The organism is Pseudomonas sp. NPDC089918, from assembly GCF_050280605.1.
Classification (GTDB): Bacteria; Pseudomonadota; Gammaproteobacteria; order Pseudomonadales; family Pseudomonadaceae; genus Aquipseudomonas.
Genome location: NZ_JBNNVP010000009.1, coordinates 107,178 through 132,184, shown reverse-complemented (window position 1 = coordinate 132,184; position 25,007 = coordinate 107,178). Strand labels below are relative to the sequence as shown.

Genomic DNA, 25,007 nt, shown 5'->3' with positions numbered 1-25,007 from the left:
CTCTGCGTGGGAATGCAGCCAGTGACGCTCAGCGTCACCGCCGCAGGGACGCGGAGCGTCCCGGGAGGCATTCCCACGCGGAGCGTGGGAACGATCGCCTTAACTTGACTGGAAAACTCATCATGACCAAGAAACTCCTCTCCCACCCAGTCAAAGCACTGGCCCTGGCCCTCGGCCTCTTCAGTTCCGTCACCTTCGCCGCCGACGCACCGCTGAAAGTCGGCACCACCGCCGCCTTCGCCATTCCCCTGGAGGCAGCAGTAGAAGAAGCCAACAAACAAGGCCTGAAAGTCGAACTGGTGGAGTTCAGCGACTGGATCGCCCCCAACGTCAGCCTCGCCTCGGGCGACATCGACGTGAACTATTTCCAGCACATCCCGTTCCTGGAAAACGCCAAGGCCGCTGCCGGCTTTGACCTGGTGCCGTTCGCTCCGGGGATCATCAACAACGTCGGCCTCTATTCGAAGAAATACAAAAGCTTCGACGCGTTGCCCGAAGGCGCCAGCGTGGCCATCGCCAACGACCCGATCAACAGCGGTCGCGGCCTGCAACTGCTGGCCAAGGCCGGGCTGATCACGCTCAAACCGGGCGTCGGCTACAAGGCCACCGAAGAAGACATCATCGCCAACCCGAAGAAAATCAAAATCCTTCAAGTCGAGGCCGTGCAACTGGTGCGCGCCTACGACGACGCCGATCTGGTTCAGGGCTACCCGGCCTACATTCGCCTGTCGAAGACCTTCGATGCCAGTTCCGCCCTGCTGTTCGATGGCCTCGATCACAAGGAATACGTGATCCAGTTCGTGATCCAGCCGAAAAGCAAAACCGATCCACGCCTGATCAAATTCGTCGACATCTACCAGCATTCGCCAGCCGTTCGTGCAGCGCTGGATAAAGCCCACGGCAAGCTCTATCAAGCCGGTTGGGAAAGCTGAGCATGACGGCCGCGATCCAACGGCGACTGGACCTTCCAGAGCCACATAACGCCACACAAACCGAACTGCACCCAGAGCTCAATCGCGCCCATGTGCGCTTCATCGGCCTGGGCAAAACCTACAACGGCCAGCAAGGTCCGGTGGCGGCCTTGCACGGCATCGACCTGGCGATCCAGCGCGGTGAAGTGTTCGGCATCATCGGTCGCAGCGGCGCCGGCAAGTCGTCGCTGATCCGCACCATCAACCGCCTCGAACAACCGAGCAGCGGGCGGGTGCTGATCGATCAGGTGGACATCGGCGAGTTCGACGAAGACCGCCTGGTGGCGCTGCGGCGGCGGATCGGCATGATCTTCCAGCACTTCAATCTGATGTCGGCCAAGACGGTTTGGCAGAACGTCGAATTGCCGCTGAAAGTCGCCGGCGTGCCCAAGGAGACGCGCGAGCAGAAAGTTCGCGATCTGCTGGAACTGGTCGGTCTGCAAGGCAAGCACAAATCTTATCCGGCACAGCTTTCCGGCGGGCAGAAACAGCGCGTCGGCATCGCCCGCGCGCTGGTGCATGATCCGGAGATTCTATTGTGCGATGAGGCGACTTCGGCCCTCGATCCGGAGACCACGCAATCGATCCTCGGCCTGCTGCGCGAGATCAATCAACGGCTGGGTTTGACCATCGTGCTGATCACCCACGAGATGGCGGTGATCCGCGACATCTGTGATCGGGTCGTGGTGCTGGAACACGGGCGAATCGTCGAACAAGGGCCGGTCTGGGAAGTCTTTGGCAACCCGCAACATGAGGTCAGCAAGACCTTGCTGGCGCCATTGCAACACGAACTACCGGAAGAACTGCAAAGCCGTTTGCAAGCGCAGCCGCAGTCTTCCGACGCCGCTGTGGTGCTGCGTTTGCAATTCACCGGCAGCACCAGCGACGAGCCAGACCTGGCGGCGCTGTTCAACGCCCTCGGTGGCCGCGTGCGCTTGCTGCAAGGGGGCGTGGAACGGATTCAGGGCCATGCCCTCGGGCAGTTGCTGCTGGCGGTGACCGGCTCGTCCCTGGGCGCCGAGGAATTGCATCAGCGCGCCGGCAACTGGGCGCAACAGGTGGAGGTGCTGGGTTATGTGGTTTGATCGGTTGCTTCAGGGGTTTATCGACACGTTTTTGATGGTCGGCGTGTCGTCGTTGATTGCGCTGCTGGCGGGCATTCCGTTGGCGGTGATTCTGGTCACCAGTTCCAAGGGCGGGATCTACGCAGCACCGGCGTTAAACCGTGCATTGGGTGCATTCGTGAACCTGTTTCGCTCGATTCCGTTTTTGATTTTGATGGTGGCGCTGATTCCGTTTACCCGGTTGATTGTCGGTACCACGTATGGCGTTTGGGCAGCCGTGGTGCCGCTGACCATTGCGGCCACGCCGTTCTTTGCGCGCATTGCCGAGGTCAGTTTGCGGGAAGTCGACCATGGGTTGATTGAAGCGGCGCAAGCGATGGGTTGCCGACGCTGGCATATCGTCTGGCATGTGTTGTTGCCTGAAGCGCTGCCGGGGATTGTCGGTGGTTTCACGATTACGTTGGTGACGATGATCAACTCCTCGGCCATGGCCGGGGCGATTGGGGCCGGTGGGTTGGGGGACATCGCTTATCGGTATGGGTATCAGCGGTTTGATAGCCAGATCATGTTGACGGTGATTGTGTTGCTGGTGGTGTTGGTGGCTGTGATTCAGTTGGGTGGGGATCGGTTGGCGCGTGGACTCAACAAGCGCTAAGCATGTCGCGAACACTCATTGTGGTGAGAGCCCTTTGTGGCGAGGGGGCTTGCCCCCGTTCGGCTGCGCAGCAGTCGTAAACCGGCTGACGCAGCAATCCTGAAGAAACGCGGTGACTGGTTTTAGGGCCGCTTCGCAACCCAACGGGGGCAAGCCCCCTCGCCACAAAAGCTCCATTGCCACAGGTAATCACCGACCTTCGGAGGGAACATTTCGCACAGGAAAATCAGAGTGCCAGCAGGCCCGATCCCTTTCATTTGCAGGACATTTCCTAGATCATTCCGCTCGCTTGCGCCGACAGAATCTGGTGGCTAGTCTCGGTTCGTCACTGCTCATCAGTGATCGGGTTTAGTAGCCCGGATCAATAGGCGCATAGCGTTTCATACTCATGTCCGGCACTTTTTCCGGATGTTGAATATGGTGGCTGTGCGTGGGGCGCCCTCGGGTGCACCGGTTTTCCTATTGACCGGCCTACTAACCTGCGTACAGCCGCCACCCATCGTTTAGTAGGCGAAAAGTGACGGCTCCCATGCAGCAATAGGAGCAACATTCATGGAAAGATCCATTCCAGATCCACCCCCAGACACATCCTCCAACAAAGCCTTCACCGACGACCTGCTCAAGGACCGTTCCGCGCTTTACCGTGCGATCGATTTCCACCTCACCGGCAAGCAGCCGACGGCGCCCGATGAATTACGCTTCTACAACGTCAGCAAAGACGTGAGCTTCGAAGACGCCCAGCTCTATGTGGCGGATCTGTTGCGCTGCGCCTCGGTCACGGCGTATCAGTGCGGCGATCAACTCAAGGGGGCCGATCGGGCGTTGGTGTTCTCCGTTTGGCATTTGCTGGAGATTGCCAAGGCGATGGTTGATCGGTCCATTGAATGTCTGGGGATGAAACAGAGTTGAGTCTGGCTGAAGTCATTGGTTGTCAGTGATACCGCCATCGCGAGCAGGCTCGCTCCCACAGTTGATCTGCTGCGAACACACAACCTGTGTTCGACACGATCCATTGTGGGAGCGAGCCTGCTCGCGATGGGCTGCGCAGCAGCCCCCGGCGTCATGGCGTATATTCGGCTAATCCCAATTACCTGCGCAGCCAACCATGAAACAGACTCCCGATGACCTGGAGCAAATCACCTCCACCACCCTGGGCCATTACAACGCGGTGGCCGAGGACTTCCGTGAGGGCACTCGCGATCACGATGTCAGCCAGAACATCGACGCCCTGTTGCGGCATATTCAGGGTGAGGCGCCATTCAGCATTCTCGACTTCGGCTGTGGCCCTGGCCGCGACCTGAAAACCTTCACCCGCCTGGGCCACAGCGCCATCGGGCTCGACGGTTCGGAAAAGCTTGCACAGATGGCCCGGGAGGACAGCGGTTGCGAAGTCTGGCAGCAGGACTTTCTGAAACTCGATCTGCCGGCCGAGCGGTTTGACGGAATTTTTGCCAATGCGGTGCTGTTTCACATTCCGAGTCAGGAGTTGCCTCGGGTGCTGAAGGAACTGCGCGGGGCGTTGAAACCGGGTGGCGTGTTGTTCAGCTCTAATCCGCGTGGCGAGAATCAGGAAGGCTGGAACGGGCCGCGTTATGGGGCTTATTACGATCTTCAGGTGTGGCAGCAAATGCTGGCTGAGGCCGGGTTTGTGGAGCTTGAGCATTACTACCGGCCGGCGGGGTTGCCGCTGGAGCAGCAGCCTTGGTTGGCGAGTGTCTGGCGTCGAGCCAACTGATCATTCCCACGCTCTGCGTGGGAATGCCTCTCGGGACGCTCTGCGTCCCTGCGGCTGTGACGCAAAGCGTCACTGGCTGCATTCCCACGCGGAGCGTGGGAACGATCATTAGGCAGGCGCTTTCTTCGGCTCGCGAACCTTGTACCAGGCCACGTACAGCGCCGGCAAAAACAGCAGTGTCAGCAACGTCGCGATGATGATCCCGCCAATCATTGCGTAGGCCATCGGCCCCCAGAACACTTCCCGCGCGATCGGGATCATCCCCAAACTCGCCGCCGCCGCCGTCAACAAAATCGGCCGGCGCCGGTGTTCCGTGGCTTGCACCACCGCATCCCACGGTGTGTAGCCACTCTTCTCGAAAGAGTCGATCTGGGTCACCAGAATCACCGAGTTGCGGATAATGATGCCGATCAGCGCCAGAATGCCGAGGATCGCCACGAAGCCCATTGGCGTGCCGGTCGGGATCAGCGCCAGTACCACGCCGATCAGGCCCAGCGGCGCGACGCTGGCCACCAGGAACAGCTTCTGCACGCTGTGCAACTGGATCATCAGGAAGGTCGCCATCAAAAACAGCATCAACGGCACCACCTTGGCAATCGGCCCCTGGGCCTTGCCGCTTTCTTCTACCGTGCCGCCAGTGGCGACTTTGTAGCCCACCGGCAAACTGGCGGCGAATTTGTCGATATCCGGTTGCAGTTGTTGCACCAGGTCGGTCGGCTGAATCTCGTCGCGCACCGCCGCCTTGATGGTGATGGTCGGTTTGCGATCACGACGCCAGACCAGCGGCTGTTCGAGTTCATAACGCACCGTGGCAAACGCCAGCAGCGGAATCGACGTGCCGCTCGGGGTGACGATCTGCAAGTTCTCCAAGGTTTTCGGACTGCCGCGTTCGGCATCCTCGGCACGGCCCACCACGTTGATCAGGTAGATATCATCATCGACCTGCGTGACCGGCAAGCCGACGACGATGCTGTTCATCAGGTTCGCCACATCCTCCGACGACAGCCCCAGTTGCCGTGCCCGGTCTTGGGCGATGTCGATGCGCAAGACTTTGCCCGGCTCGTTCCAGTCGTAAATGATTTCGCCGATGTGCGAGTTCTTATCCAGCTCGGTCGCCAGGGCAATCGCATGTTTGCGCACCTGATCGATGTCTTTGCCGCTGACCCGGTACTGAATCGGCCGCCCTACCGGCGGGCCCATTTCCAGCGCCTGGACGTAACTGCCGACACCGACGAATTCTTCGCGCAGGCGCTTTTGCAAACGCTCGGTCAGGGCCGTGCGCGATTCCAGGCCTTTGCTGACGATCACCAGTTGCGCGTAGTACGGGTTCTGCAATTGCTGGTCGAGGGGCAGGTAGAAACGGATCGCCCCCTCACCGATGTAAGTGCTCCAGCGCACGATGTCCGGGTCATCCTTGAACGTCGCTTCAAGCTTGTCCACCACCTTGCGGGTTTCGGCGATCGAGGCGTTTTGCGGCAGGTTCAGGTCGACGAGAATTTCCGGGCGGTCGGAGGACGGGAAGAACTGGTTCTGCACGAACTGCATGGAAAACACCGAGAGCACAAACAGCGCCACGGTGATGCCGATGGCCCACCAGCGATTGCGCATGGCCCAGAGCAGGCCGCCATTGAACGCCCGACCGATGCGCCCAGGCTCCGCGTCATGAGGCTTCACCTTGGCGCTCAGAATATGCACACCAAGCACCGGGGCGAACAGCACGGCGACGATCCAGGACACCAGCATCGCCACTGCGATCACAGCAAACAGTGTGAAGGTGTACTCACCGGCCGAGCTTGCGTTCAAGCCGATCGGCACAAAACCGGCGACGGTGACCAAGGTGCCGGTGAGCATCGGGAATGCGGTCGAGGTGTAGGCGAAGGTCGCCGCCTGCTCCTTGGTTTCGCCCATTTCCAGGCGCGTGACCATCATCTCCACGGTGATCATCGCGTCATCCACCAGCAGGCCGAGGGCGATGATCAGCGCACCGAGGGAGATCCGCTGCATGGTGATGCCGCTGTATTCCATGAAGAGGAAGACCATCGCCAGCACCAATGGAATCGAACACGCCACCACCAGCCCGGCGCGCACGCCAAGACTGACGAAGCTGACGATCAGCACGATCACCACGGCTTCGAACAGCGCACTGGTGAAACCGCCGACGGCTTCTTCCACTACGTCGGCCTGGTCGGACACGTTATGCACGCCGACGCCCACCGGCAGGTCCGCCGTCAGTTCATCCATGCGCAGGTGCAACGCCTTGCCGAAGTCCTGAATGTTGCCGCCCTTCTTCATGGCGATCGCCAGGCCAATGGCCGGCTGGCCGTTGAAGCGAAACTCCGGGGTCGACGGATCGACGTAGCCACGGCTGATGTTGGCGATATCGGCCAGTCGATAGAAGCGATCGTTGAGCTTCAGGTTGACATTGGCCAGGTCTTTTTCAGAGGCAAACTGGCCCGAGGTCCGCACCGAAATCCGCTCCGGGCCGGCCTCGATCACCCCGGCCGGGGTCACGGCGTTCTGTGATTGCAGGCTCTGCACCACCTGACGCTGATCGATGCCGAGGGCGGCGAGTTTGCGAGTGGAGAAGTTCAGGTAAAGGACTTCATCCTGCTCGCCGACCATCTCGACCTTGCCCAACCCCGGGACTTCACGGATCTCGGCACGCACCTGTTCCACGTAATCGCGCAACTGGCGCATCGACAGGCCATCGGCGGTAAAGGCATACACCGAACCGAACACGTCGCCGAACTCATCGTTGAAACCCGGCCCTTGCAGGCCCTTCGGGAAGTCACCGCGAATGTCGTTGATCTTCTTGCGCACCTGGTACCAGATTTGCGGGATGTCCTTGGCGCTGGTGGTGTCGAGCAGGTTAACGAAGACCGTTGATTCGCCGGGGCGGGTGTAGCTTTTCACGTAGTCGAGCGAGTCGAGTTCTTCGAGTTTTTTCTCGATCCGGTCGGTGACCTGCTTGAGGGTCTGTTCCTGGGTCGCGCCGGGCCAGCGAGTCTGGATCACCATGGTTTTGATGGTGAACGAGGGGTCTTCTTCGCGCCCCAGGTTCAGGTACGAAAACACGCCCATCAGTAGCGCGACGAACATCAAATACCAGACGAACGACTGATGTTTGAGGGCCCATTCGGATAAGTTGAAACTCCCTTTCATTGCGGGCTGCCCTCGTCGATTTTCACTTTCTGCCCCGGTTTTAGGCTGTTCACACCCGCGCTGACCACCCGCTCGCCGGTTTTCACACCGTTGGCCAGGACCACCGTGGCATCGGTCCTGCTGATCAGGCTGACCTCCCTTGGCGAAACGGTTTGCGTCTGTGGATCAACAACCCAGATCCGCAGCTTCCCATCGACCTCCTGCAGCGCGCTCACCGGCAGTTCGAGGCGCGGCTTGATCGCGGAGCTGAGGGTCACGCTGATCGCCGTGCCAAGGCGAAAGCCCGGTGGCGTATCGGCCAGGCTCAGGCGGGCGCGACGGGTGCGTGTCGCGCTTTGCGCCTGGGGTTCGATTTCGCGCACGATGGCGGTGCTGGTGATGCTCGGGTCCAGTTGTGAGGCGACCTGGAACACCACGTCGGCTGGCAACTGATCAACCAGGGTATCGGGCAGGTCGATCACCGCTTCCTTGATGTCCGGCTGCGCCAGGGTCACTACTTGCTGGCCGGCCGTGACCACTTGCCCGGCTTCGGCGTTCCACGCGGTGACGATGGCTTTGTGGTCGGTGCGTAGCTCAACGTAGTTGAGTTGGTCCTTCGCCTGATCGACGGCGGCCCTGGCTTGATCGAGGGACGCCTGGGTTGTTTTCAGGTCGGTCTGGGCGATATCCAGTTGCGCCTGCGCTCCAACCCCGCGATTGAACAGTTCCTGCTGACGCCGGGCGTTGGCCTGAGCGTTGATGAGCTGCGCCTGAACCCGCGCCAGATCACCCTGGGCGGAGCGCAACTGGTTCTGCTGATCGGTGGGGTCGAGGGTCGCGAGCAACGCGCCCTTCTGCACTTCAGCGCCGACATCGACGTTACGGCTGGCGATACGCCCCGGCACCCGGAAACCGACGTTGCTTTCGTAACGGGCCTGAATGCTGCCGGCAAACCGGCCGAGGTCTTCTTGATTGAGCGCCCTCACTTCCACCGACAACACCGGCCGAACCGGTTCTGGCGGCGCTTCCTCCTTGGAACAGGCGACCAGCAACAAACCGGCGGACAACAGCAACAGGCGCTTCATGGCTGGGCTCCTGTCGCTGGGGGCTGGTAGGTGTTTTCGACAATCTCCACGCGCACGCCCGGATGCAGTAACTGGCCGCCCGCAGTGACGACTTTTTCGCCCCCGTTGAGGCCAGCGCTGACAATGACTTTGCCAGTCAGGTAACGACCGACGGTGACGGTGTGCAATTGCGCCTTGCCCTCGGCATCCACCAGCCACACGGCCGGTTCACTGACGTTTTTGGTCAGGGCCGACCACGGCAGTTCAACCGCAGTTTTACCGACGGGCTTGGCGGTGGCGCTCACCACCGAGCCGAGTTGCATGCCCTCGGGAAGACTGTCGAGGCTGACTTTGACTTGCACCGTGCCGGTCTGCGCGGACACGGCTGGCGTGACTTCCCGAACGGTGCCCGTGGTCTTGATTTTCGGGTTGTCGAGCAGGCTGACCACAATCGATCTATCCGATGGTGGCTCAGTCAGCAGTGATTCGTACACGTTGAACACCGCGTCACGCTCGCCGTCCCGGGCCAGGCTGAAAATCGGCACTGTGGCTTGTACCACTTGGCCGACTTCAGCCTGGCGCGCGGTAATCACCCCCGGCGCATCGGCAATCAACGCGGTGTAGCTCAGTTGATCACGGGCGTTGGCCAATTGCGCTTGAGCAGCGGTCAGCGCGCTCTGACTGCTGCGCAAGGCGGCTTGGGCGGAGTCGTATTCGCTCTGGCTGGTGTAGCCCTTGGGCAGGAGTTTTTGTTGGCGAACGAAGGCGGCGGCGGTTTGTTTGACCCGCGCCTGTTCGGCAACGACCTGGGCCTGGGCCGAGTCGACGCTGGTTTGCAGGTCTTTGGGATCGAGCTTGGCCAGCACTTGTTTGGCCGAAACCCGGTCACCGACATCGACCATGCGCTGGATGATCTTGCCGCCGACACGAAACGACAACTCGGTTTGCACTCGCGCCTGGACGTCGCCGGTGAGTGTCACTGCGGCGGCGTAATCGGTTGGCTTGACCTCTTGCACGAAGACTCGTGGGCGGTCCTTCTCGACGGGCTTTTTATCGCCACAGGCGGTCAGCAGGGCGATGAGGCTCAGGCCAACCATGAATTTCAATCCGGGACCCGCCATGCAGACTCCTTTGCGTTGTACGAACGTGCAAGTGACGATACGACTGTGAGCTTAGAACAGCGTTCCACGTCTGCACGAGCGATCCTTATACTCCACTGATCGTTCCCATGCTCTGCGTGGGAACGCCGCCATGGACGCTCTGCGTCCACTGTGACGCGGAGCGTCACGGGATGCATTCCCACGCGGAGCGTGGGAACGATCAATGAGGAACTCATGCTCAAAACCCTCGCGGTGGCCAATTACCGCTCGATCAATAAATTGGTGATTCCGCTTGGCCGGTTAAACCTGATCACCGGTCCCAACGGCAGCGGCAAGTCCAACCTCTACCGCGCCTTGCGCCTGCTGGCGGAAACCGCTCAGGGCGGGGTGGTCAATGCGTTGGCACGCGAGGGTGGGCTGGATTCGACATTCTGGGCAGGTCCGGAAAACATCACCCGACGCATGCGCAATGGTGAAGTCCCGATCCAGGCGACCGTGCGACACGGCGCCAAACGCCTGCGTCTGGGGTTTGCCGGTGAAGATTTCAGCTACTCGATCGCGCTGGGCCTGCCAGAGCCAAGTCATTCCGAGTTTTCTCTGGACCCGGAAATCAAAAAGGAATGCATCTGGTCCGGGCCGTTCTATCGACCGGCCAGCCTGTTGGTGGATCGCGATGGCCCGCTGATCCGCGCTCGGGTCGGTCGCGGCTGGGAAGTACTGGCGCAGCACACGCCGAACTTCGACAGCCTGTTCGATCAGGTCGGTAGCTTGCGCACCTCGCCGGAAGTCTTGCAGCTGCGTGAGTTCATCCGCCGCTGGCGCTTCTACGACCACTTTCGCAGCGACGCCGACGCGCCAGTGCGCCAACCGCAACTGGGCACCCGCACGCCAGTGTTGCACCACGACGGTCGCGACCTCGCCGCAGCGTTACAGACCATCCGCGAAATCGGCGATCCCGAAGCATTGCAGGCGGCAATCAGCGATGCGTTCCCCGGCGCGACACTGAATATCGCACCGCTGCAGGGTGGGCGGTTTGCGATCGAGTTCTATCAGGAAGGGTTGTTGCGGCCGTTGTCCGCCGCCGAGTTATCGGATGGGACGTTGCGCTATTTGTTGCTGGTTGCGGCGTTGCTGACTCCTCGGCCGCCGACGTTGATGGTGTTGAACGAGCCGGAAACCAGTCTGCATCCAGACCTGCTGCCGGCGTTGGCGCGGTTGATCATTCGAGCGTCCGAACAGTGTCAGGTGTGGGTGGTGTCTCATGCGCGGCGGTTGATCTCGGCGCTGCAGCAAGACCCGGAATGCAATTGCATTGTGCTGGAGAAGGATTTCGGCCAGACCGGGATAGTCGGGCAGCGGATGCTGGATGAGCCGGCGTGGTATTGGCCGGATTGAGACACACTGATCGTTCCCACGCTCTGCGTGGGAATGCAGCCAGTGAGCTCTGCGTCACAGCCGCAGGGACGCCGAGCGTCCCGAGAGGCATTCCCACGCAGAGCGTGGGAACGATCATCTGAAGCAAATCACCCCTGCCACTTCCCACCCTCGACAATCACGCTCTCAGGCTTGGTGTCATCGCTCAATTCTTTACGCACATACTGGTCGTACAGCTTGAGCAGAAACTTTTCCTCGCCCAACTTCGCCAACTCCACATTCACCCAGTCGCGCAGTTCGATATTGCCCTTCTTCACCGCCGGAGCGATCGGTGCTTCGGCACCCAGTTTTTCCTCCAGCACGCGGTAACCCGGGTTCTGCTTGGCCCAGCTGAACAGCACCAGGTTGTCCTGCGCATAAGCGTCGCCGCGACCATTGGCCAGGGCTTGCAAAGACTCGGAGTTTTTCTCGAACTTCAGCAGTTTCCAGTCCGGATGATTCTTGGTCAGCCAGATATCCGCCGTGGTGCCCGTGGTCACGATGGTGGTGCGGGTCGCCAGGTCATCAAGGTTCTTCACCGAACTCGCCTGCGGCACCAGTGCCTGCACCGCAACCTTGAGGTTCGGGTTGGTGAAGTCCACTGCGTCCTTGCGCTCCGGAGTGACGGTCATGTTGGCCAGGATCAGGTCGACCTTGTCGCTTTGCAGGAACGGAATCCGGCTCGCCGGCTCCACCGCAACAAACTCCACTTTGTTCTCATCGCCCAACAGATCCTTGGCGAATTGACGACCAATGTCGGTATCGAACCCCACGTAGCGCCCGGCCTCATCGACAAAACCGAACGGCGGTTTATCAGTGAAGACGCCGACGATCAGCTTGTCCCGGGCTTTGATTTTTTCCAGATAACCAGCCGGTGCGGTGCTGACGCTGGCGGCTTTCGGCTTTGTCGGTTCTTCGGTTTTGTTGCAGCCGGCGAGCAGCGCCAGGCCGAACAGCGGGAGCAGCAGCAGAGAAGACTTGGCAGTTTTCATGACAGTTCCAATTCCTTTGTTTGAGTCGTTTTGGGTAGTGCGGCGACGTAGGAGAACTTCTCCAGGAACTGCTGCGCTCGTGCGGTTTGCGGGTTCGTAAAGAAAATCTCGGGGGGGTGTTGCTCAAGAATGCGCCCGGCATCCATGAACACAATGCGGTCGGCCACCGCGCGGGCGAAGGCCATTTCATGGGTGACGATCAGCAGGGTCATGCCCTCGCGGGCCAGGCCCTGAATCACTTCGAGCACTTCCTTGACCATTTCCGGATCGAGGGCGGCGGTGACTTCGTCGAAGAGCATGACCTTGGGGTTCATGCACAGCGAACGGACGATAGCGATGCGTTGCTGCTGGCCGCCGGAGAGCTGGCGCGGAAAGGCGTCGCGCTTGTCCAATAGACCCACGCGCTCCAGCAAAGCCTCGGCCTGTGCGCGGGCTTCACGGCGTTCGCGTTTCTGCACCTTGAGTGGGCCGAGCAACAGGTTGTCGAGCACACTCATGTGCGGGAACAGGTGGTAGCTCTGGAACACCATGCCGATCTGCTGACGCACTTCGCGCCAGTCGGTGCCCTTGTCCAGCAACTCGCGCCCGGCAAAATTCAAGCTGCCGCTGTGAGCGACTTCCAGGCCGTTGAGGCAGCGCAGCAAGGTGCTTTTGCCACAGCCGCTGGGGCCGAGGATGACGATCACCTCGCCCTGTTTCACCTGCAGGTCGATGCCGTTGAGCACCTGCTGCTCGCCGAAAAACTTGTTGAAACCCTTGAACTCGATCAATGCACTCATGCTTGCGTCCAGCGCCGCTCCAGCACGCGTGAAGCGGCCGACAGCGGGTAGCAGATGAAAAAGAAGAACAGAAATAGCGCGCCGTAGATCAGCACCGATTCGTAGGTACGTTCGATGATCTGCTGACCGACCTTGATCACATCCACCACGCCGATCAGCACCGCCAGGGAACTGGTTTTGATGATGCGCGTGTAGACGTTGATGGTCGGCGGCGTCATGCGTTTCAGCGCTTGAGGTAGCAGCACGTAGCCGTAGAGTTGCGGGCCATCCAGGCCAATCGACAACCCCGCCTCACGCTGGCCGCGCGGCAACGAATGCAACGCGCCGCGCACCACTTCACCGACTTCGCTGGCGCCCCATAGCGACAACACCAGCACCGCGCACCAGAAGCTCGGAATGCTCAGCCCAAAAAAGATCGGCAGGCCGAAGAACAGCAAATACAGCCAGACCAGCACCGGGATTGCCCGGAACAGCTCCAGATAGACCCGCAGAAACCCGTTGAGCCATTTCGAATTCAGCGTGCGCAACACACCGTAAAGCACGCCGCCGACGGTGCTGAAGGCGATGCTCAGAAAAGAGATCGACAGGGTTTGCGCAGCGCCCTTGCCCAGTTGCGGCAACGACACCCAGAGCAACTCAAGACCCGAACTGGCCATGCTGGAGCCTCCTTTCCAGACGGCTGAGCAGCAGCGACAACGGCAAAAACAGCAGCACGCAAATCAGCGTCAGCACGGCGAGCATTTCGTAGGTTTTGTAGTAGAGCGCGATGTAGCTCTTGGTGGTGTAGAGAATCTCCGGCACCGCCACCGCCGAGACCACAGTGGTTTCCTTGAGCAGGAAAATGAAATTGGCGAACAGCGACGGCAGGCTGAGAATGCCGGCCTGCGGCAGAATCACGTAGCGCAGCAATTGCCCGTGGGACAGACCAATGGAGCGGCCGGACTCAAGCTGCGCCTGGGGCACCGCATCCACACCGGCACGCAGGACTTCGGTGAGGTAGGCACCGCCAAGGAAAGTCATGGTGATGATTGCCGCCGCGAAGCCCGAGACTTTGATGCCCAGCGCCGGTAAGGCGAAGTAGACGAAGAACAACTGAATCAGCAGTGGCGTATTGCGTGCCAGTTCCACATACAGCCCGACCAGGCGTTGAAGGTAGGGGGTGCGAAACACCAGAATCGTCGCGTTGATCAGCGCCACCAGCAACGAAGTGCCGATGGCGATAAAGCCGACCTGCAGCGTCACGCCCACGGCTTTGAGAAACGCCGGCAGGGTGCTAAGGATAAACGCGTAATCGAAAGTCATTGAACATCCTGTACGCCGCTCGGTAAGCGACGATGGCGCAGTCCATGGGCAGTGGATAACCACCCGGCAGGCACCGACTTTAAAGGTATAAAAAGAAGAATTTAAATACCGTTAAAGCATATTGATATCACGCAAAAGACTATCCTGCGGATTTGCCGAGACTGGGGAAGACGACTATTTTTCTTTGTGCTGTAGGAAGGATCTTTTTTTCAAAATACCCCTCCAAGGACGTGCAGCTTTTGGCCAGACTCCCGGCCGAACCATCACAAGGAAGAGAAAAATGGCTGACGTAAACGTGCCGCAGCGGCTGGATCCGCAAGACATCGTGAAATTGCTGGTGGCGTTGCGCAAGGCGCTGAAGGCGCGGGTGGCCTGAAACTTTAAAGCAAAAGATCGCAGCCTCGTTTCACTCGACAGCTCCTACAGGGATATGCATTTCAATGTAGGAGCTGTCGAGTGAAACGAGGCTGCGATCTTTTGATCTTGGCGTAATAAAAAACGCCGACGCTATATCAGCCGTCGGCGTTGAAACCTTGAAGGGGTTGAGACTGCGGTCGATCAGAACGCCGGCAGTACCGCGCCGCTGTACTTCTTGGCGATGAATGCCTTCACTTCCGGGCTGGTCAGGGCCTTGGCCAGTTTCTGGATGGCAACGCTGTCCTTGTTGTCTGGACGCGCCACCAGGAAGTTCACGTAAGGCGAATCGGCACCTTCGATCACCAGCGCATCTTTAGCCGGGTTCAGACCCGCGTCCAGCGCGTAGTTGGTGTTGATCATGTCCAGGTCGACCTGGTCCAGAACACGCGGCAGCATGGCCGATTCCAGCTCCTTGAACTTGAAGTTGTGCGGGTTCTTGGCGATGTCTTTCGGTGTGGCCACAGCGTTTTTCGGGTCTTTCAACTCGATCAGGCCAGCCTTCTGCAGCAGGATCAGGGCACGGCCACTGTTGCTGCCTTCGTTCGGGATGGCGATGGTTGCGCCGTCTTTCAGCTCAGCCAGGCTTTTGACTTTCTTCGAGTAGCCGCCGAAGGGTTCGACATGCACGCCAATCACGGTCACCAGGTTAGTGCCTTTGCCTTCGTTGAAGTTTTTCAGGTACGGCAGGGTCTGGAAGTAGTTGGCGTCCAGACGCTTCTGGTCGACCTGTACGTTCGGTTGAACGTAGTCGGTGAAGACTTTGATCTCCAGGTCCACGCCTTCTTTGGCGAGGGTTGGCTTGATCAGTTCAAGAATCTCGGCGTGTGGGACCGGGGTCGCCGCCACCACCAGTTTCTCGCCCGCCTGGGCCAGGCCCGCAGTCAGGGCAGCCGCCAATGCGGTGAACAACAGAACCTTTTTCATGCAGTGTCCTTATCGAAAATCGCGATCGTCATCGACGACGGCTAAAAAATGAAAGTGCCAGCGAAGTGCTATCGCTGGCGTGACGCGGACAATACCGGGATTTTTTATTCCCGAACAATATCTTTTATTCACTTTCATATTCCATTTTGTTCATACAACCGCCACGCCCGATGTAGGAGCTGCCGAAGGCTGCGATCGTTTGATTTGGCGATTTCAAAGGCACCGAAAATCAAGATCAAAAGATCGCAGGCTGCGCCAGCTCCTACACAAGCCCGGTGGCTTTGAGCAGTTGTTTCAAGGCATCCTTCTCGGCGGCGGACCCGTTTCCGAGGATTTTTTTGAGTTGCTGCTCGATCTGAAGCAGCGATACCGATGCCTCGGGCAAATTCAAATGCTCCGGCAAAATCTCATCGCCGGTACTCACCAACAACGCAAAGTGGATGACGTTCTCCAGCTCCCGGGTGTTGCCCGGCCAACTGTGCTGCTCCAGCAGATGCTGTGCGGCGTCGCTGATCAATGGCACCGGCAGATCGAGGCGTTGGCTGTAGATGCCGAGGAAATATTCGGCCAGCGACAAAATATCACCCACCCGTTCGCGCAAGGCCGGCAGTTCGAGCTGGCCTTCACTGAGGTAGTGATAGAGCCGCTCATGGAATTTTCCGGCAGCCACGGCCTGAGCCAGATCGATGCTGGTGGCGGCCACCAGACGTACGTCCACCGGGCTTGGCTGCTGAGCGCCAACGCGAGTGACTTCGTGGTTTTCCAGGGCTGCGAGCAGCTTGATCTGGATTGGCAACGGCAAGTCGCCGATCTCGTCCAGATAGAGCGTGCCGCCATTGGCCGAACCGAACCAGCCAGCGCGACTGCTGGCCGAACCGCTGTAACTGCCGGCGGCATAGCCGAACAGTTCAGCGTCGGCGTAGGTCGGGCTGATCGCCCCGCAATTGACTGATACGAACAATCCACCACGATCACTGGCGCGATGGATGTGCCGCGCCAGCAGTTCTTTACCGCTACCGGTTTCACCGCGAATCAATACCGAGATCGAACGTGGCGCCAGTTGTTCCAGCTCCTGGCGCAACTGTCGGGAACGCGGATCGACAAACACCAACGCCTTGGCGCGAATGCTCAGCGGGCTTTTTTCCGCATCGGGAAAGGTCAGCAGCGGTTGACCGAAGGTTTCATGCAAGCTCATGGCAGACTCCCGCCCAAAACCGCCGGCAGACGGGGGCGTTTTTTAAAGAAATAAAGGGCTCAAGCGCGACGCAGGGCGTGTTGCTCCATGCGGTTTTGCAGACGATAGAGGTACGCAAAACCCTGCTCCCAACGCTGGTGACCGGACTTCACGTTGATGTGCCCGGCCCCCGATAAAATCCCCGCCTCGGCGCCCCAGTTACGTGCCAGCTCAAGCGCTCGTGGCGCACTCACGGCACTGTCGTTGTCGGAGCTGACGACCTGGCTCGGGAATGGCAGCAAATGAGTCGGGATCGGTGCAAAGTTACGCAAGGCCGGTGCACAGGCCGGGCGCTCGACGTCCGCTGGCGCGACCAGCAGGGCGCCGCGCACCTGACGCAAAAATGGCAGCGGTGCCGTGGCCGCCCAATGGGCGACGGTGATGCAGCCCAGACTGTGGGCGATCAGAATCACTGGCGTGCTGTCGGCGGCAATCGCCTCGGCCAGTGCCGCGACCCAGTCCTCACGACGAGGCGTCAGCCAGTCGGCCTGCTCCACCCGCGCACTGTTTGGCAGGCTGTTCTGCCAATGGGTTTGCCAATGATCTTCTGGCGATCCTTGCCAGCCCGGCACAATCAGGTAGCGAATTGATTCGTTGCGCATGGGGGAGCTCTCCTGCTGCGTGTCTGTTCGTGACCGAGTATAGGGAGGAGAGTTATATTCGTTAAGGAATAAGAAGCTATTTATTAATACCCATATCGAATATTGATTCGATCACCTGTGGGAGCGAGCCTGTGTGGCGAGGGGGCTTGCCCCCGTTCGACTGCGAAGCAGTCGTAAAACCAGTCACCACTTTCCAAATTCAGAATCGTGGGGACTGATTTAGGGGCGCTTCGCACCCCAACGGGGGCAAGCCCCCTCGCCACATAAGCGCCCACAGGGTTTGGTATTTGTCTGGAATAAAAAAGGGACCGCACCCTGCCAAGGAGACGGCCCCGGAAACTCGAAATCTGTTAGCGCTGATCAACATCGCTGTGACGCGATAATTGGCTGAAACGGTTATCCGATAAAGGAATATTTAATTACTTTAATAGACCTGAATCGTATATGCGAATCACTGCTTGCGTCACACCGTATCGTCCCTTTGGGTCAAATTGATGACCAGCATTTGAGTTTCCGGTTACATCATCAAACCCGAGCGGCACGCACCTCTTGCGTCTCGGTGGTGTCCTTGCGCACAAACCGGTTCGCCCGCCCGAACGTCCCGAAATCATTGAACCGCACCCCCATCTCGTGCATTACCTTATGCGCCACCGGGACGGTCATCTGCCGGATGTAAAACGGCTCTTTCACCACAAAGTGATGGATCCCGTGGCTGCTGCCAAAGTTGAAGCAGAATGCTTGCAACGGCCACATCCACCAAGGGTTCAACACCTGAGTCTGCTGAATCACATTCCCCGGCTCCACGTCACCGTAGTAGTGCATGTTCGAGCTGACAAAGTGCAGGCAGAACGTACGCAACACGTTCGGGCCGATGATCACGACGGCCGCGATGTCGATCACCTGCATCACCGCCAAAGTAGTTGCCGACCATTCGATGGGCGCCCCCAGCAGATGCGCGATGCCGTTGGCGGAGTGAAAACCGAGGAACACGTACCACGCCCCCCAATGCACCAGCGCCAGCGGTGCGTAAACCTTCAGAAAGCGCTTGATGATGCTGAACTTGTGCGCCCGGGTCTTGGCCCGCAGCATGCGGATGAACGCCGACATCACGTTGTCGCCGACCATCAATAGCCGCGCGATTCCCCACGGCTCACCGTTGGTGATCGCCCGCTCTTCCATGTCGGCTTCGGTGCCGGACACCTTGTGATGGTTTAGGTGCAAATGACGGCGGATCCAGGGGTTGATGGTGCTCGGCCGCGCCAGCCACACCAGGCCCATCATCAGGTTGTGCGGAACGCGCTGTTTGCGGAAGTACATGCTGTGGATCAGGTCATGCTCCAGCTCGTGGGTCAGCGAGGCGAAAAACGCGTTGAGCAACAGGCATACCCACCAGGCCATGTACCCGGTGATGTACAGCGCTGCGGAACCGATCATCCCGGCCAACGCGAAGGCCAGAATACCCGCGCCCAGGGCGTCCTGATGGGTAAGAATCGGGTAGCGCTGGCGCAGTTCGACGCCTTTGGCCAATACCACCTGGCGAATATGCGCTGATCGCTGTGCTGCATTCAGTCGCTGGGGACTTGCACAAGTACCGTCCATGCTTCCATCCTCTGGTTATTGATGTTCGCATCCTGCCCTGTGATGATTTACAGAGCGGTAGCCGTGAACGCCAACCTGTTGACCGGACGCGCCAATCAACATGACTGAACCGACCTCCCTCGCCAGCTGGACCCGCGCACTGCGCAAGCAGCTCGATGCGCTGGGGCTCGACAGCACAGCCCTGTGCCAACAGGCGGGGCTCGACCCGCAGTTGATGGACGACCCGAACGCCCGTTACCCGTTGTCCGGCACCACGCGCCTGTGGCACATCGCGGTGCAGGTCAGCGGTGACCCAGCGATTGGCTTGCGGGTGTCGCGTTTCGTCAGCCCCACCACGTTTCATGCGCTGGGTTATGCGTTGGTGGCCAGTGGCAGCCTGCGGGAAGTCTTCGAGCGCATCGTGCGTTATCACCAGGTGGTCAGCAACGCGCTGGATCTGGAATTGATCCGCGCCGAGGATCGCTACTACTTCCGCCTGAAAATCCCCCAAGGCAACCCCGCGCCAGCCTTCGAGGCAATCGACGCCTTCGCGGCGATTTACGTGCGCACCTGCCGCAATCGTCTGGGCCGTGACTACGCCCCGCTGGCGGTCTACCTGCGTCGTCCGGAACCGGCCGACCCACACCAATGGCACAAAGTGTTCCGCTCGCCGGTATATTTCGCCGCCGACGAAGACCGACTGGAATTCGCCCTGGTGGATTTCGACAGTCACCTGGACGATGCCAACCCGGAACTGGCCGAACACAACGAAACCGTGCTCAAACGCACCCTGGCGCAACTCAAACCCCTGACCTGGGAGCGCAAGGTTCGTGACGCCATTGAAGAGCAATTACCCGAAGGTGAACCGTCGGCCGAATGCATCGCCCAAGCGCTGCACTTGAGTCTGCGCAGCCTGCAACGGCACCTGGCGGACGAAGGTTGTCGGTTCGATACGCTGCTCAACGAAAGTCGGGAAAACCTGGCGCTGCTGCACCTGCGCGACCCGCAATGCTCGTTGAGCGAAGTCAGTTACCTGCTGGGGTTCGCCGACACCAGCAGCTTCAGTCGTGCGTTCAAGCGCTGGACCGGGATGACGCCGGGGCAGTTTCGGGATGGGTTGCAGTGACAGATCTGGAAGGTGTTTTGTATGTTCCGGCCTCTTCGCGAGCAAGCCCGCTCCCACAGTGGACCTGTGTGAATCACAATGTTGTGAACAACCGAAAACCCTGTGGGAGCGGGCTTGCTCGCGAAGGCGGTAGTCCATACGCCGCAAACCTTCAGCGCCCGCGATCCCGCCGCAACAGCTTGCGCACCCGCTTCACCAGTTCACTGACGGCAAACGGCTTGAGCAGGTAATCATCCTCATGCAATTCCAGCCCGCGCAGCCGATCTTCGATGCCATCCTTGGTGGTGAGGAGCAGCACCGGCGTATCGCCGAGCTTGCGGATCTGTTGCAGCAACTGCCAGCCGTTGAGCCCCGGCAGCATCACGTCGAGGATGATCAGTTCGTATTCGCCGGATTCGATAAAGCGCCGGCCGTCCATTCCATTGAGCGCCACATCCACCGCGTAACTCGCTTCGCTCAAGCCTTTGGCCAGGAGGCTGGCGGTCTCGGGTTCGTCTTCCACTAGCAACACACGCATGGCACACCTCGATTGTCGTCGTCACAGGCTAGGCGCGTTCGCGGATAAAGCCCATCAATACCGTGGTGATTTCAAAAGATCGCAGCCTTCGGCAGATCCTACAGGTGCACATCAAATCACCGCCAATGCTCGCAACCGCTCGGCATCCAGAATCTCGATCTCGCCATACTTGAGATCCACAACCCCTTGCCCCTGCAAATCCTTGAGGAGCTGGTTGGTGGTCTGGCGCGACAGCGACAGCATCGACGCCAGTTGCTCCTGAGGCAGTTGCAGAACACGGCGCGGCGGGTCGATTTCACCGTAACCCTCGGCGATCATCAGCAAGCGATGAGCCAAGCGTGCCGGGGCAGACATCAGACTCAGCTGTTCGAGGTTGATGAAGGTCAGGCGCAGTTTGTGGCTCATCAGCAACGCCAGTTGCCGCCAGTAAACCGGTTGTTGGTCGAGCACCTTCAGCAGCGTCGCCTGCGGGATGTGCAACAGGATGCACTGGCCGACAGCGTAGGCATCGTGGGTTCGCGGCTGGCCATCGAACAGGCAGATTTCGCCGAACCAGTGCGGCGCTTCCACCAGGCTCAGCAGCGCTTCCTTGCCCTGCTCGCTCACCGCGCCAATGCGCACCGAACCTTCGAGCACTGCATACAGCCCGCACGGCGGATCACCGCGTTTGAATAGCAGTTGCCCCGACGGCAGGCGCCGAACCCGGGCCGCAGTCAGCAGACTATCCTGTAAAGGAACAGGTAAATGACTGAACCACTGCCCCGTATCCAGGCGAGAACGCCAAATCTGCATGTCCATGAAAACTCCTGGAGATTGTCGCCTGGCTGACAGAGCGAGAGATGAAACCCGGGGCATCATCCATCACCCTACAGGAGGAATAACAATGAAAAGCCTCGTTGACCATCTCAGTCAATACGCCGCCTACCACCGTGACCCGCGCAATATTGCCAGCCACTTTATCGGTATCCCGCTGATTGTAGTGGCGGTTGCGGTGTTGCTGTCGCGGCCGCAATGGGGCGCAGGCTGGATTTCGCCGGCAGTGCTGGCCGCGATGGCATCGGCGTGGTTTTACCTGCGTCTGGAGGTGCGTCTTGGGGTGTTGATGACCGTGTTGCTCGGTCTGTGCATTTGGGCAGGTCAGGTTCTCGCGCAGCAAAGTACGCTGGTCTGGCTGGCCAGCGGCATCGGGATGTTTGTGGTGGGGTGGGCGATTCAGTTTGTCGGGCATTATTACGAGGGACGCAAACCGGCGTTTGTCGATGACGTGACGGGGTTGATTGTCGGGCCGTTGTTTGTGGTAGTTGAGTTGGCGTTTTTGCTCGGGATGCGGCGTGAGCTGAAAGAGCAGATCGAGGCGCGAGTGGGTGGTGTGCGTTTGCGCCAGAAAAACGCAGCGACGTAAGACGCCATCGCGAGCAGGCTCGCTCCCACAGGGGATTTGTGAACGACACAAATCACTGTGGGAGCGAGCCTGCTCGCGATGCTTTTTCTTTAGATGTTGGCGACTTTCTGCCAGACCTTGGGCTTGAAGAACAACGTCTCACCCTTCGCCAATCCGACCAGGCTGTCGTGATCCTTCACCACTTCGGCTTCGATCAGCTCGCTCTGGCCTTCGACCTTCAGTGTCACCCGCGTAGTCGCGCCCAGCGGACGAATATCCCGCACTTCGGCCGCATGGTGGTCTTCCAGTTCATGCCGCGACAGCGATACTTCGTGTGGACGGAACAGCACGTGCCGGTCTTCGCCCAAATGCAGACGGTTCGAGTCGCCAAGGAAGTGATAGACGAAATCGCTGGCCGGGTTTTCGTAGACGTCACCCGGTGAGCCGATCTGCTCGATCACGCCCTTGTTCATCACCACGATACGATCGGCGACTTCCATCGCCTCTTCCTGGTCGTGAGTCACGAACACCGAGGTCAGGTTGATGTCTTCGTGCAGCCGTGCAAGCCAGCGACGCAGCTCTTTACGGACCTTGGCATCCAGCGCACCGAAGGGTTCGTCGAGCAGCAAAACTTTCGGCTCCACCGCCAAGGCACGGGCCAATGCGATGCGCTGACGCTGGCCGCCGGAGAGTTGTTCCGGGTAACGATCGGCCAACCAATCCAGTTGCACCATGTTCAGCAGTTCGTGGACTTTCACCGCGATCTGGCTCTCGCTCGGGCGTTGGTTTTTCGGCTTCATGCGCAGGCCGAACGCGACGTTGTCGAACACCGTCATGTGCCGGAACAGAGCGTAGTGCTGGAACACGAAACCGACATTGCGATCACGCACGTCGTGGCCGGAGACGTCTTCACCATGGAACACGATGTTGCCCTGATCCGGGGTTTCCAGGCCGGCGATGATTCGCAGCAACGTGGTCTTGCCGCAGCCGGACGGCCCCAGCAACGCCACCAGCTCGCCGCTTTGAATGTCCAGGCTGATGTTGTCCAGCGCCTTGAACGCGTGGAAGTTCTTGCTGACGTTACGCACTTCGATCGACATGACTTATTCCTCCGCGGCGCTGGCGCGCAGGCGGTTAATACGGTTTTCGCTCCACTGCTTGAGCAGCAGGATGAAGAGCGCCAGGATCAGCAACAGGCTCGCCACGGCGAACGCGGCCACGTGGTTGTATTCGTTGTAGAGGATCTCGACGTGCAGCGGCAGGGTGTTGGTCACCCCGCGAATGTGCCCGGAAACCACCGACACCGCACCGAACTCACCCATGGCCCTGGCCGTGCACAGCACCACGCCATAGATCAGGCCCCATTTGATATTGGGAACGGTGACGTGCCAGAACATCTGCCAGCCATTGGCGCCGAGCAGGCGCGCGGCCTCTTCCTCCTGCGTGCCTTGTTCCTGCATCAGCGGGATCAGCTCACGGGCGACGAACGGCACGGTGACGAAAATCGTCGCCAACACGATACCCGGCAAGGCGAAGACGATCTGGATGTCGTGATCCTGCAACCACGGGCCGAACAGGCCCTGGGCGCCGAACATCAATACATAGACCAGACCGGCAATCACCGGCGACACCGAGAACGGCAAGTCGATCAGCGTCACCAGCATGCTCTTGCCGCGGAACGAATATTTGCTCACGCACCATGCCGCGCTGACACCGAACACCAGGTTCAGCGGCACCGAGATCAGCACCGCGATCACGGTGAGTTTCAACGCCGACAAGGCGTCCGGCTCGAAGATCGCGGTGAAGAACGCACCCAGGCCCAGCTTCAGGCCTTGGGACACCACGATGAACAACGGCAATAACAAAAACAGCGCGAAGATCAGCCAGCCGAGGCCAATCAAGACTCGCCGCGACGTGGCACTGCCACGGCGGGCGGCGTTCGAGGAGGCTGCTGCAATAGACGATTGGGACATTTTTCGCGCCTCCTTATGGGGTTTCGATGCGCCGCTGCAGTAAGTTGATCAGCAGCAACAGGACAAAGGAAACCACCAGCATCAGTACACCAATGGAGGTGGCGCCGGTGTAATCGTACTGGTCGAGTTTGACCATGATCAGCAGCGGCAGAATTTCGGTTTTCATTGGCATGTTGCCGGCGATGAAAATCACCGAACCGTACTCGCCGACCCCGCGGGCAAAGGCCAAAGCGAAACCGGTCAGCCAGGCTGGCAGCAGCGCCGGCACCAGAATATGGCGGAAAACCTGTAACGGTTTCGCCCCCAGGCAAGCCGCCGCCTCCTCCACTTCACGCGGGATATCAGCCAGTACAGGCTGTACCGTACGTACTACGAATGGAAGCGTTACAAAAGTCAGCGCCAGGGTGATGCCGAGGGGGGTATACGCGATCTTGAAACCCAGGTCCGCCGCGAACTGACCCACCAGACCGGTGGGGGTGTACAGCGCGGTCAGCGCGATACCGGCCACCGCTGTGGGCAAAGCAAAGGGCAGGTCGATCATCGCGTCGATGACTTTTCGTCCCGGGAAGGTGTAGCGCACCAGCACCCAGGCCAGCAGCGTGCCAATGATGCCGTTGATGATCGCGGCATAGAGCGCGGTGCCGAAGCTCAGCTTCAACGCCGCCAGCACCCGTGGCGCCGAGATGATCGCCCAGAACTGCTCCCAGGTAAGTTGAGCGGCATGCACGAACATCGCCGCCAGTGGAATGAGCACAATCAAGCTGAGGTACACCAAGGTGTAGCCCAGCGTCAGCCCGAAGCCGGGTATGACGGGGGAGATACGACGCGACATAAAAGTCCTTGGTTGAGAACGCGCTAAGCCCCGACGGTGAAATCGGGGCCTGTTGGCTAATTCCAGCCAGTTAAGGATTTGGACACTGCAGCCCTTGTGGGAGCGAGCCTGCTCGCGATAGCGGCGGGTCAGCCAACATTTATGCTGAATGTACCGCCGTCATCGCGAGCAGGCTCGCTCCCACAGGTTCAGCACCTTAACTGCCTG

At 59.7% G+C, this 25,007-nt stretch carries 24 protein-coding genes; 8 read left to right on the top strand and 16 right to left on the bottom strand.

Annotation, left to right across the window (positions count from 1 at the left end; all coding sequences use genetic code 11):
- Positions 1-122 precede the first annotated feature (122 nt).
- From ACQKPC_RS09310 to ACQKPC_RS09290, 5 genes are all read left to right on the top strand, one after another.
- Positions 123-932 (top strand): MetQ/NlpA family ABC transporter substrate-binding protein, encoded by an 810-nt coding sequence (locus ACQKPC_RS09310; RefSeq protein WP_427624212.1) that lies wholly within the window; start codon positions 123-125, stop codon positions 930-932.
- A 2-nt stretch (positions 933-934) separates the two neighbouring features.
- Entirely contained in the window at positions 935-2,056 is a 1,122-nt protein-coding gene (locus ACQKPC_RS09305) for a methionine ABC transporter ATP-binding protein (protein ID WP_427624211.1), read from the top strand.
- A complete protein-coding gene (locus ACQKPC_RS09300; RefSeq protein WP_008068675.1) occupies positions 2,046-2,690 on the top strand; it encodes a methionine ABC transporter permease in 645 nt (214 codons plus the stop codon). Before ACQKPC_RS09305 ends, ACQKPC_RS09300 begins: the two co-directional genes overlap by 11 nt.
- A gap of 552 nt (positions 2,691-3,242) precedes the next feature.
- A complete protein-coding gene (locus tag ACQKPC_RS09295; RefSeq protein ID WP_007903130.1) occupies positions 3,243-3,599 on the top strand; it encodes a DUF6124 family protein in 357 nt (118 codons plus the stop codon).
- A gap of 196 nt (positions 3,600-3,795) precedes the next feature.
- Positions 3,796-4,425, top strand: coding sequence for a class I SAM-dependent methyltransferase (locus ACQKPC_RS09290; RefSeq protein ID WP_427624209.1), 630 nt, complete (start codon positions 3,796-3,798; stop codon positions 4,423-4,425).
- A 108-nt stretch (positions 4,426-4,533) separates the two neighbouring features.
- On the opposite strand, the gene ACQKPC_RS09285 is transcribed toward ACQKPC_RS09290, so the two are convergent.
- The 3 genes from ACQKPC_RS09285 to ACQKPC_RS09275 are packed head-to-tail and all read right to left on the bottom strand — an operon-like array spanning position 4,534 to position 9,751.
- The gene (locus ACQKPC_RS09285) at positions 4,534-7,587 is read right to left on the bottom strand and encodes an efflux RND transporter permease subunit (RefSeq protein ID WP_427624208.1); all 3,054 of its coding nucleotides are present in this window, start codon (positions 7,585-7,587) and stop codon (positions 4,534-4,536) included.
- Positions 7,584-8,651, bottom strand: coding sequence for an efflux RND transporter periplasmic adaptor subunit (locus ACQKPC_RS09280; RefSeq protein WP_427624207.1), 1,068 nt, complete (start codon positions 8,649-8,651; stop codon positions 7,584-7,586). The genes ACQKPC_RS09285 and ACQKPC_RS09280 overlap by 4 nt, the downstream gene beginning before the upstream one ends.
- Complete coding sequence (locus ACQKPC_RS09275) at positions 8,648-9,751, bottom strand: efflux RND transporter periplasmic adaptor subunit (protein WP_427624206.1); 1,104 nt, start codon at positions 9,749-9,751, stop codon at positions 8,648-8,650. The genes ACQKPC_RS09280 and ACQKPC_RS09275 overlap by 4 nt, the downstream gene beginning before the upstream one ends.
- A gap of 213 nt (positions 9,752-9,964) precedes the next feature.
- Here ACQKPC_RS09275 and ACQKPC_RS09270 point away from each other — a divergent pair, with 213 nt between their 5' ends.
- The gene (locus ACQKPC_RS09270; RefSeq protein ID WP_427624205.1) at positions 9,965-11,125 is read left to right on the top strand and encodes an AAA family ATPase; all 1,161 of its coding nucleotides are present in this window, start codon (positions 9,965-9,967) and stop codon (positions 11,123-11,125) included.
- A 128-nt stretch (positions 11,126-11,253) separates the two neighbouring features.
- Here the strand turns inward: ACQKPC_RS09270 and ACQKPC_RS09265 are convergent, their stop codons facing one another.
- The 8 genes from ACQKPC_RS09265 to ACQKPC_RS09230 all read right to left on the bottom strand — a co-directional run bounded on the left by ACQKPC_RS09265 (position 11,254) and on the right by ACQKPC_RS09230 (position 18,992).
- On the bottom strand, positions 11,254-12,135 hold the full coding sequence (locus ACQKPC_RS09265) for a transporter substrate-binding domain-containing protein (protein WP_192346522.1): 882 nt from the start codon (positions 12,133-12,135) through the stop codon (positions 11,254-11,256).
- On the bottom strand, positions 12,132-12,914 hold the full coding sequence (locus ACQKPC_RS09260) for an amino acid ABC transporter ATP-binding protein (RefSeq protein ID WP_427624204.1): 783 nt from the start codon (positions 12,912-12,914) through the stop codon (positions 12,132-12,134). Before ACQKPC_RS09260 ends, ACQKPC_RS09265 begins: the two co-directional genes overlap by 4 nt.
- Complete coding sequence (locus tag ACQKPC_RS09255) at positions 12,911-13,570, bottom strand: amino acid ABC transporter permease (RefSeq protein WP_192346518.1); 660 nt, start codon at positions 13,568-13,570, stop codon at positions 12,911-12,913. The genes ACQKPC_RS09260 and ACQKPC_RS09255 overlap by 4 nt, the downstream gene beginning before the upstream one ends.
- On the bottom strand, positions 13,551-14,216 hold the full coding sequence (locus ACQKPC_RS09250) for an amino acid ABC transporter permease (protein WP_007941049.1): 666 nt from the start codon (positions 14,214-14,216) through the stop codon (positions 13,551-13,553). Before ACQKPC_RS09250 ends, ACQKPC_RS09255 begins: the two co-directional genes overlap by 20 nt.
- 558 nt (positions 14,217-14,774) lie before the next feature.
- Positions 14,775-15,557: a MetQ/NlpA family ABC transporter substrate-binding protein gene (locus ACQKPC_RS09245; RefSeq protein ID WP_217855125.1), complete on the bottom strand. Its 783-nt coding sequence runs from the start codon at positions 15,555-15,557 to the stop codon at positions 14,775-14,777.
- A 262-nt stretch (positions 15,558-15,819) separates the two neighbouring features.
- Positions 15,820-16,752 carry a sigma 54-interacting transcriptional regulator gene (locus ACQKPC_RS09240; RefSeq protein WP_427624203.1) on the bottom strand — a complete coding sequence of 311 codons (933 nt, stop codon included), beginning with the start codon at positions 16,750-16,752 and terminating at the stop codon, positions 15,820-15,822.
- Positions 16,753-16,811: 59 nt separating this feature from the next.
- Positions 16,812-17,393, bottom strand: a complete 582-nt coding sequence (locus tag ACQKPC_RS09235; protein WP_427624201.1) for an alpha/beta hydrolase — start codon at positions 17,391-17,393, stop codon at positions 16,812-16,814.
- Positions 17,394-17,918: 525 nt separating this feature from the next.
- The gene (locus ACQKPC_RS09230; RefSeq protein WP_427624199.1) at positions 17,919-18,992 is read right to left on the bottom strand and encodes a fatty acid desaturase; all 1,074 of its coding nucleotides are present in this window, start codon (positions 18,990-18,992) and stop codon (positions 17,919-17,921) included.
- A gap of 100 nt (positions 18,993-19,092) precedes the next feature.
- Here ACQKPC_RS09230 and ACQKPC_RS09225 point away from each other — a divergent pair, with 100 nt between their 5' ends.
- Complete coding sequence (locus ACQKPC_RS09225) at positions 19,093-20,097, top strand: AraC family transcriptional regulator (protein ID WP_008068651.1); 1,005 nt, start codon at positions 19,093-19,095, stop codon at positions 20,095-20,097.
- A 151-nt stretch (positions 20,098-20,248) separates the two neighbouring features.
- On the opposite strand, the gene ACQKPC_RS09220 is transcribed toward ACQKPC_RS09225, so the two are convergent.
- Both ACQKPC_RS09220 and ACQKPC_RS09215 read right to left on the bottom strand, forming a co-directional pair.
- Positions 20,249-20,614: a response regulator gene (locus tag ACQKPC_RS09220; protein ID WP_030131593.1), complete on the bottom strand. Its 366-nt coding sequence runs from the start codon at positions 20,612-20,614 to the stop codon at positions 20,249-20,251.
- A gap of 111 nt (positions 20,615-20,725) precedes the next feature.
- A complete protein-coding gene (locus ACQKPC_RS09215; protein ID WP_427624198.1) occupies positions 20,726-21,412 on the bottom strand; it encodes a Crp/Fnr family transcriptional regulator in 687 nt (228 codons plus the stop codon).
- A gap of 85 nt (positions 21,413-21,497) precedes the next feature.
- Here ACQKPC_RS09215 and ACQKPC_RS09210 point away from each other — a divergent pair, with 85 nt between their 5' ends.
- Entirely contained in the window at positions 21,498-22,016 is a 519-nt protein-coding gene (locus ACQKPC_RS09210) for a DUF962 domain-containing protein (RefSeq protein ID WP_427624197.1), read from the top strand.
- Between the two features lie 89 nt (positions 22,017-22,105).
- Here the strand turns inward: ACQKPC_RS09210 and ACQKPC_RS09205 are convergent, their stop codons facing one another.
- Genes ACQKPC_RS09205 through cysT form a run of 3 tightly spaced genes read right to left on the bottom strand, consistent with a single transcriptional unit; the run spans position 22,106 to position 24,800 of the window.
- A complete protein-coding gene (locus tag ACQKPC_RS09205; protein ID WP_008068645.1) occupies positions 22,106-23,095 on the bottom strand; it encodes a sulfate/molybdate ABC transporter ATP-binding protein in 990 nt (329 codons plus the stop codon).
- 3 nt (positions 23,096-23,098) lie between these two features.
- A complete protein-coding gene (gene cysW / locus ACQKPC_RS09200) occupies positions 23,099-23,968 on the bottom strand; it encodes a sulfate ABC transporter permease subunit CysW (protein ID WP_008068643.1) in 870 nt (289 codons plus the stop codon).
- A 13-nt stretch (positions 23,969-23,981) separates the two neighbouring features.
- Positions 23,982-24,800 (bottom strand): sulfate ABC transporter permease subunit CysT, encoded by an 819-nt coding sequence (gene cysT, locus ACQKPC_RS09195; protein WP_008068641.1) that lies wholly within the window; start codon positions 24,798-24,800, stop codon positions 23,982-23,984.
- Positions 24,801-25,007 lie beyond the last annotated feature (207 nt).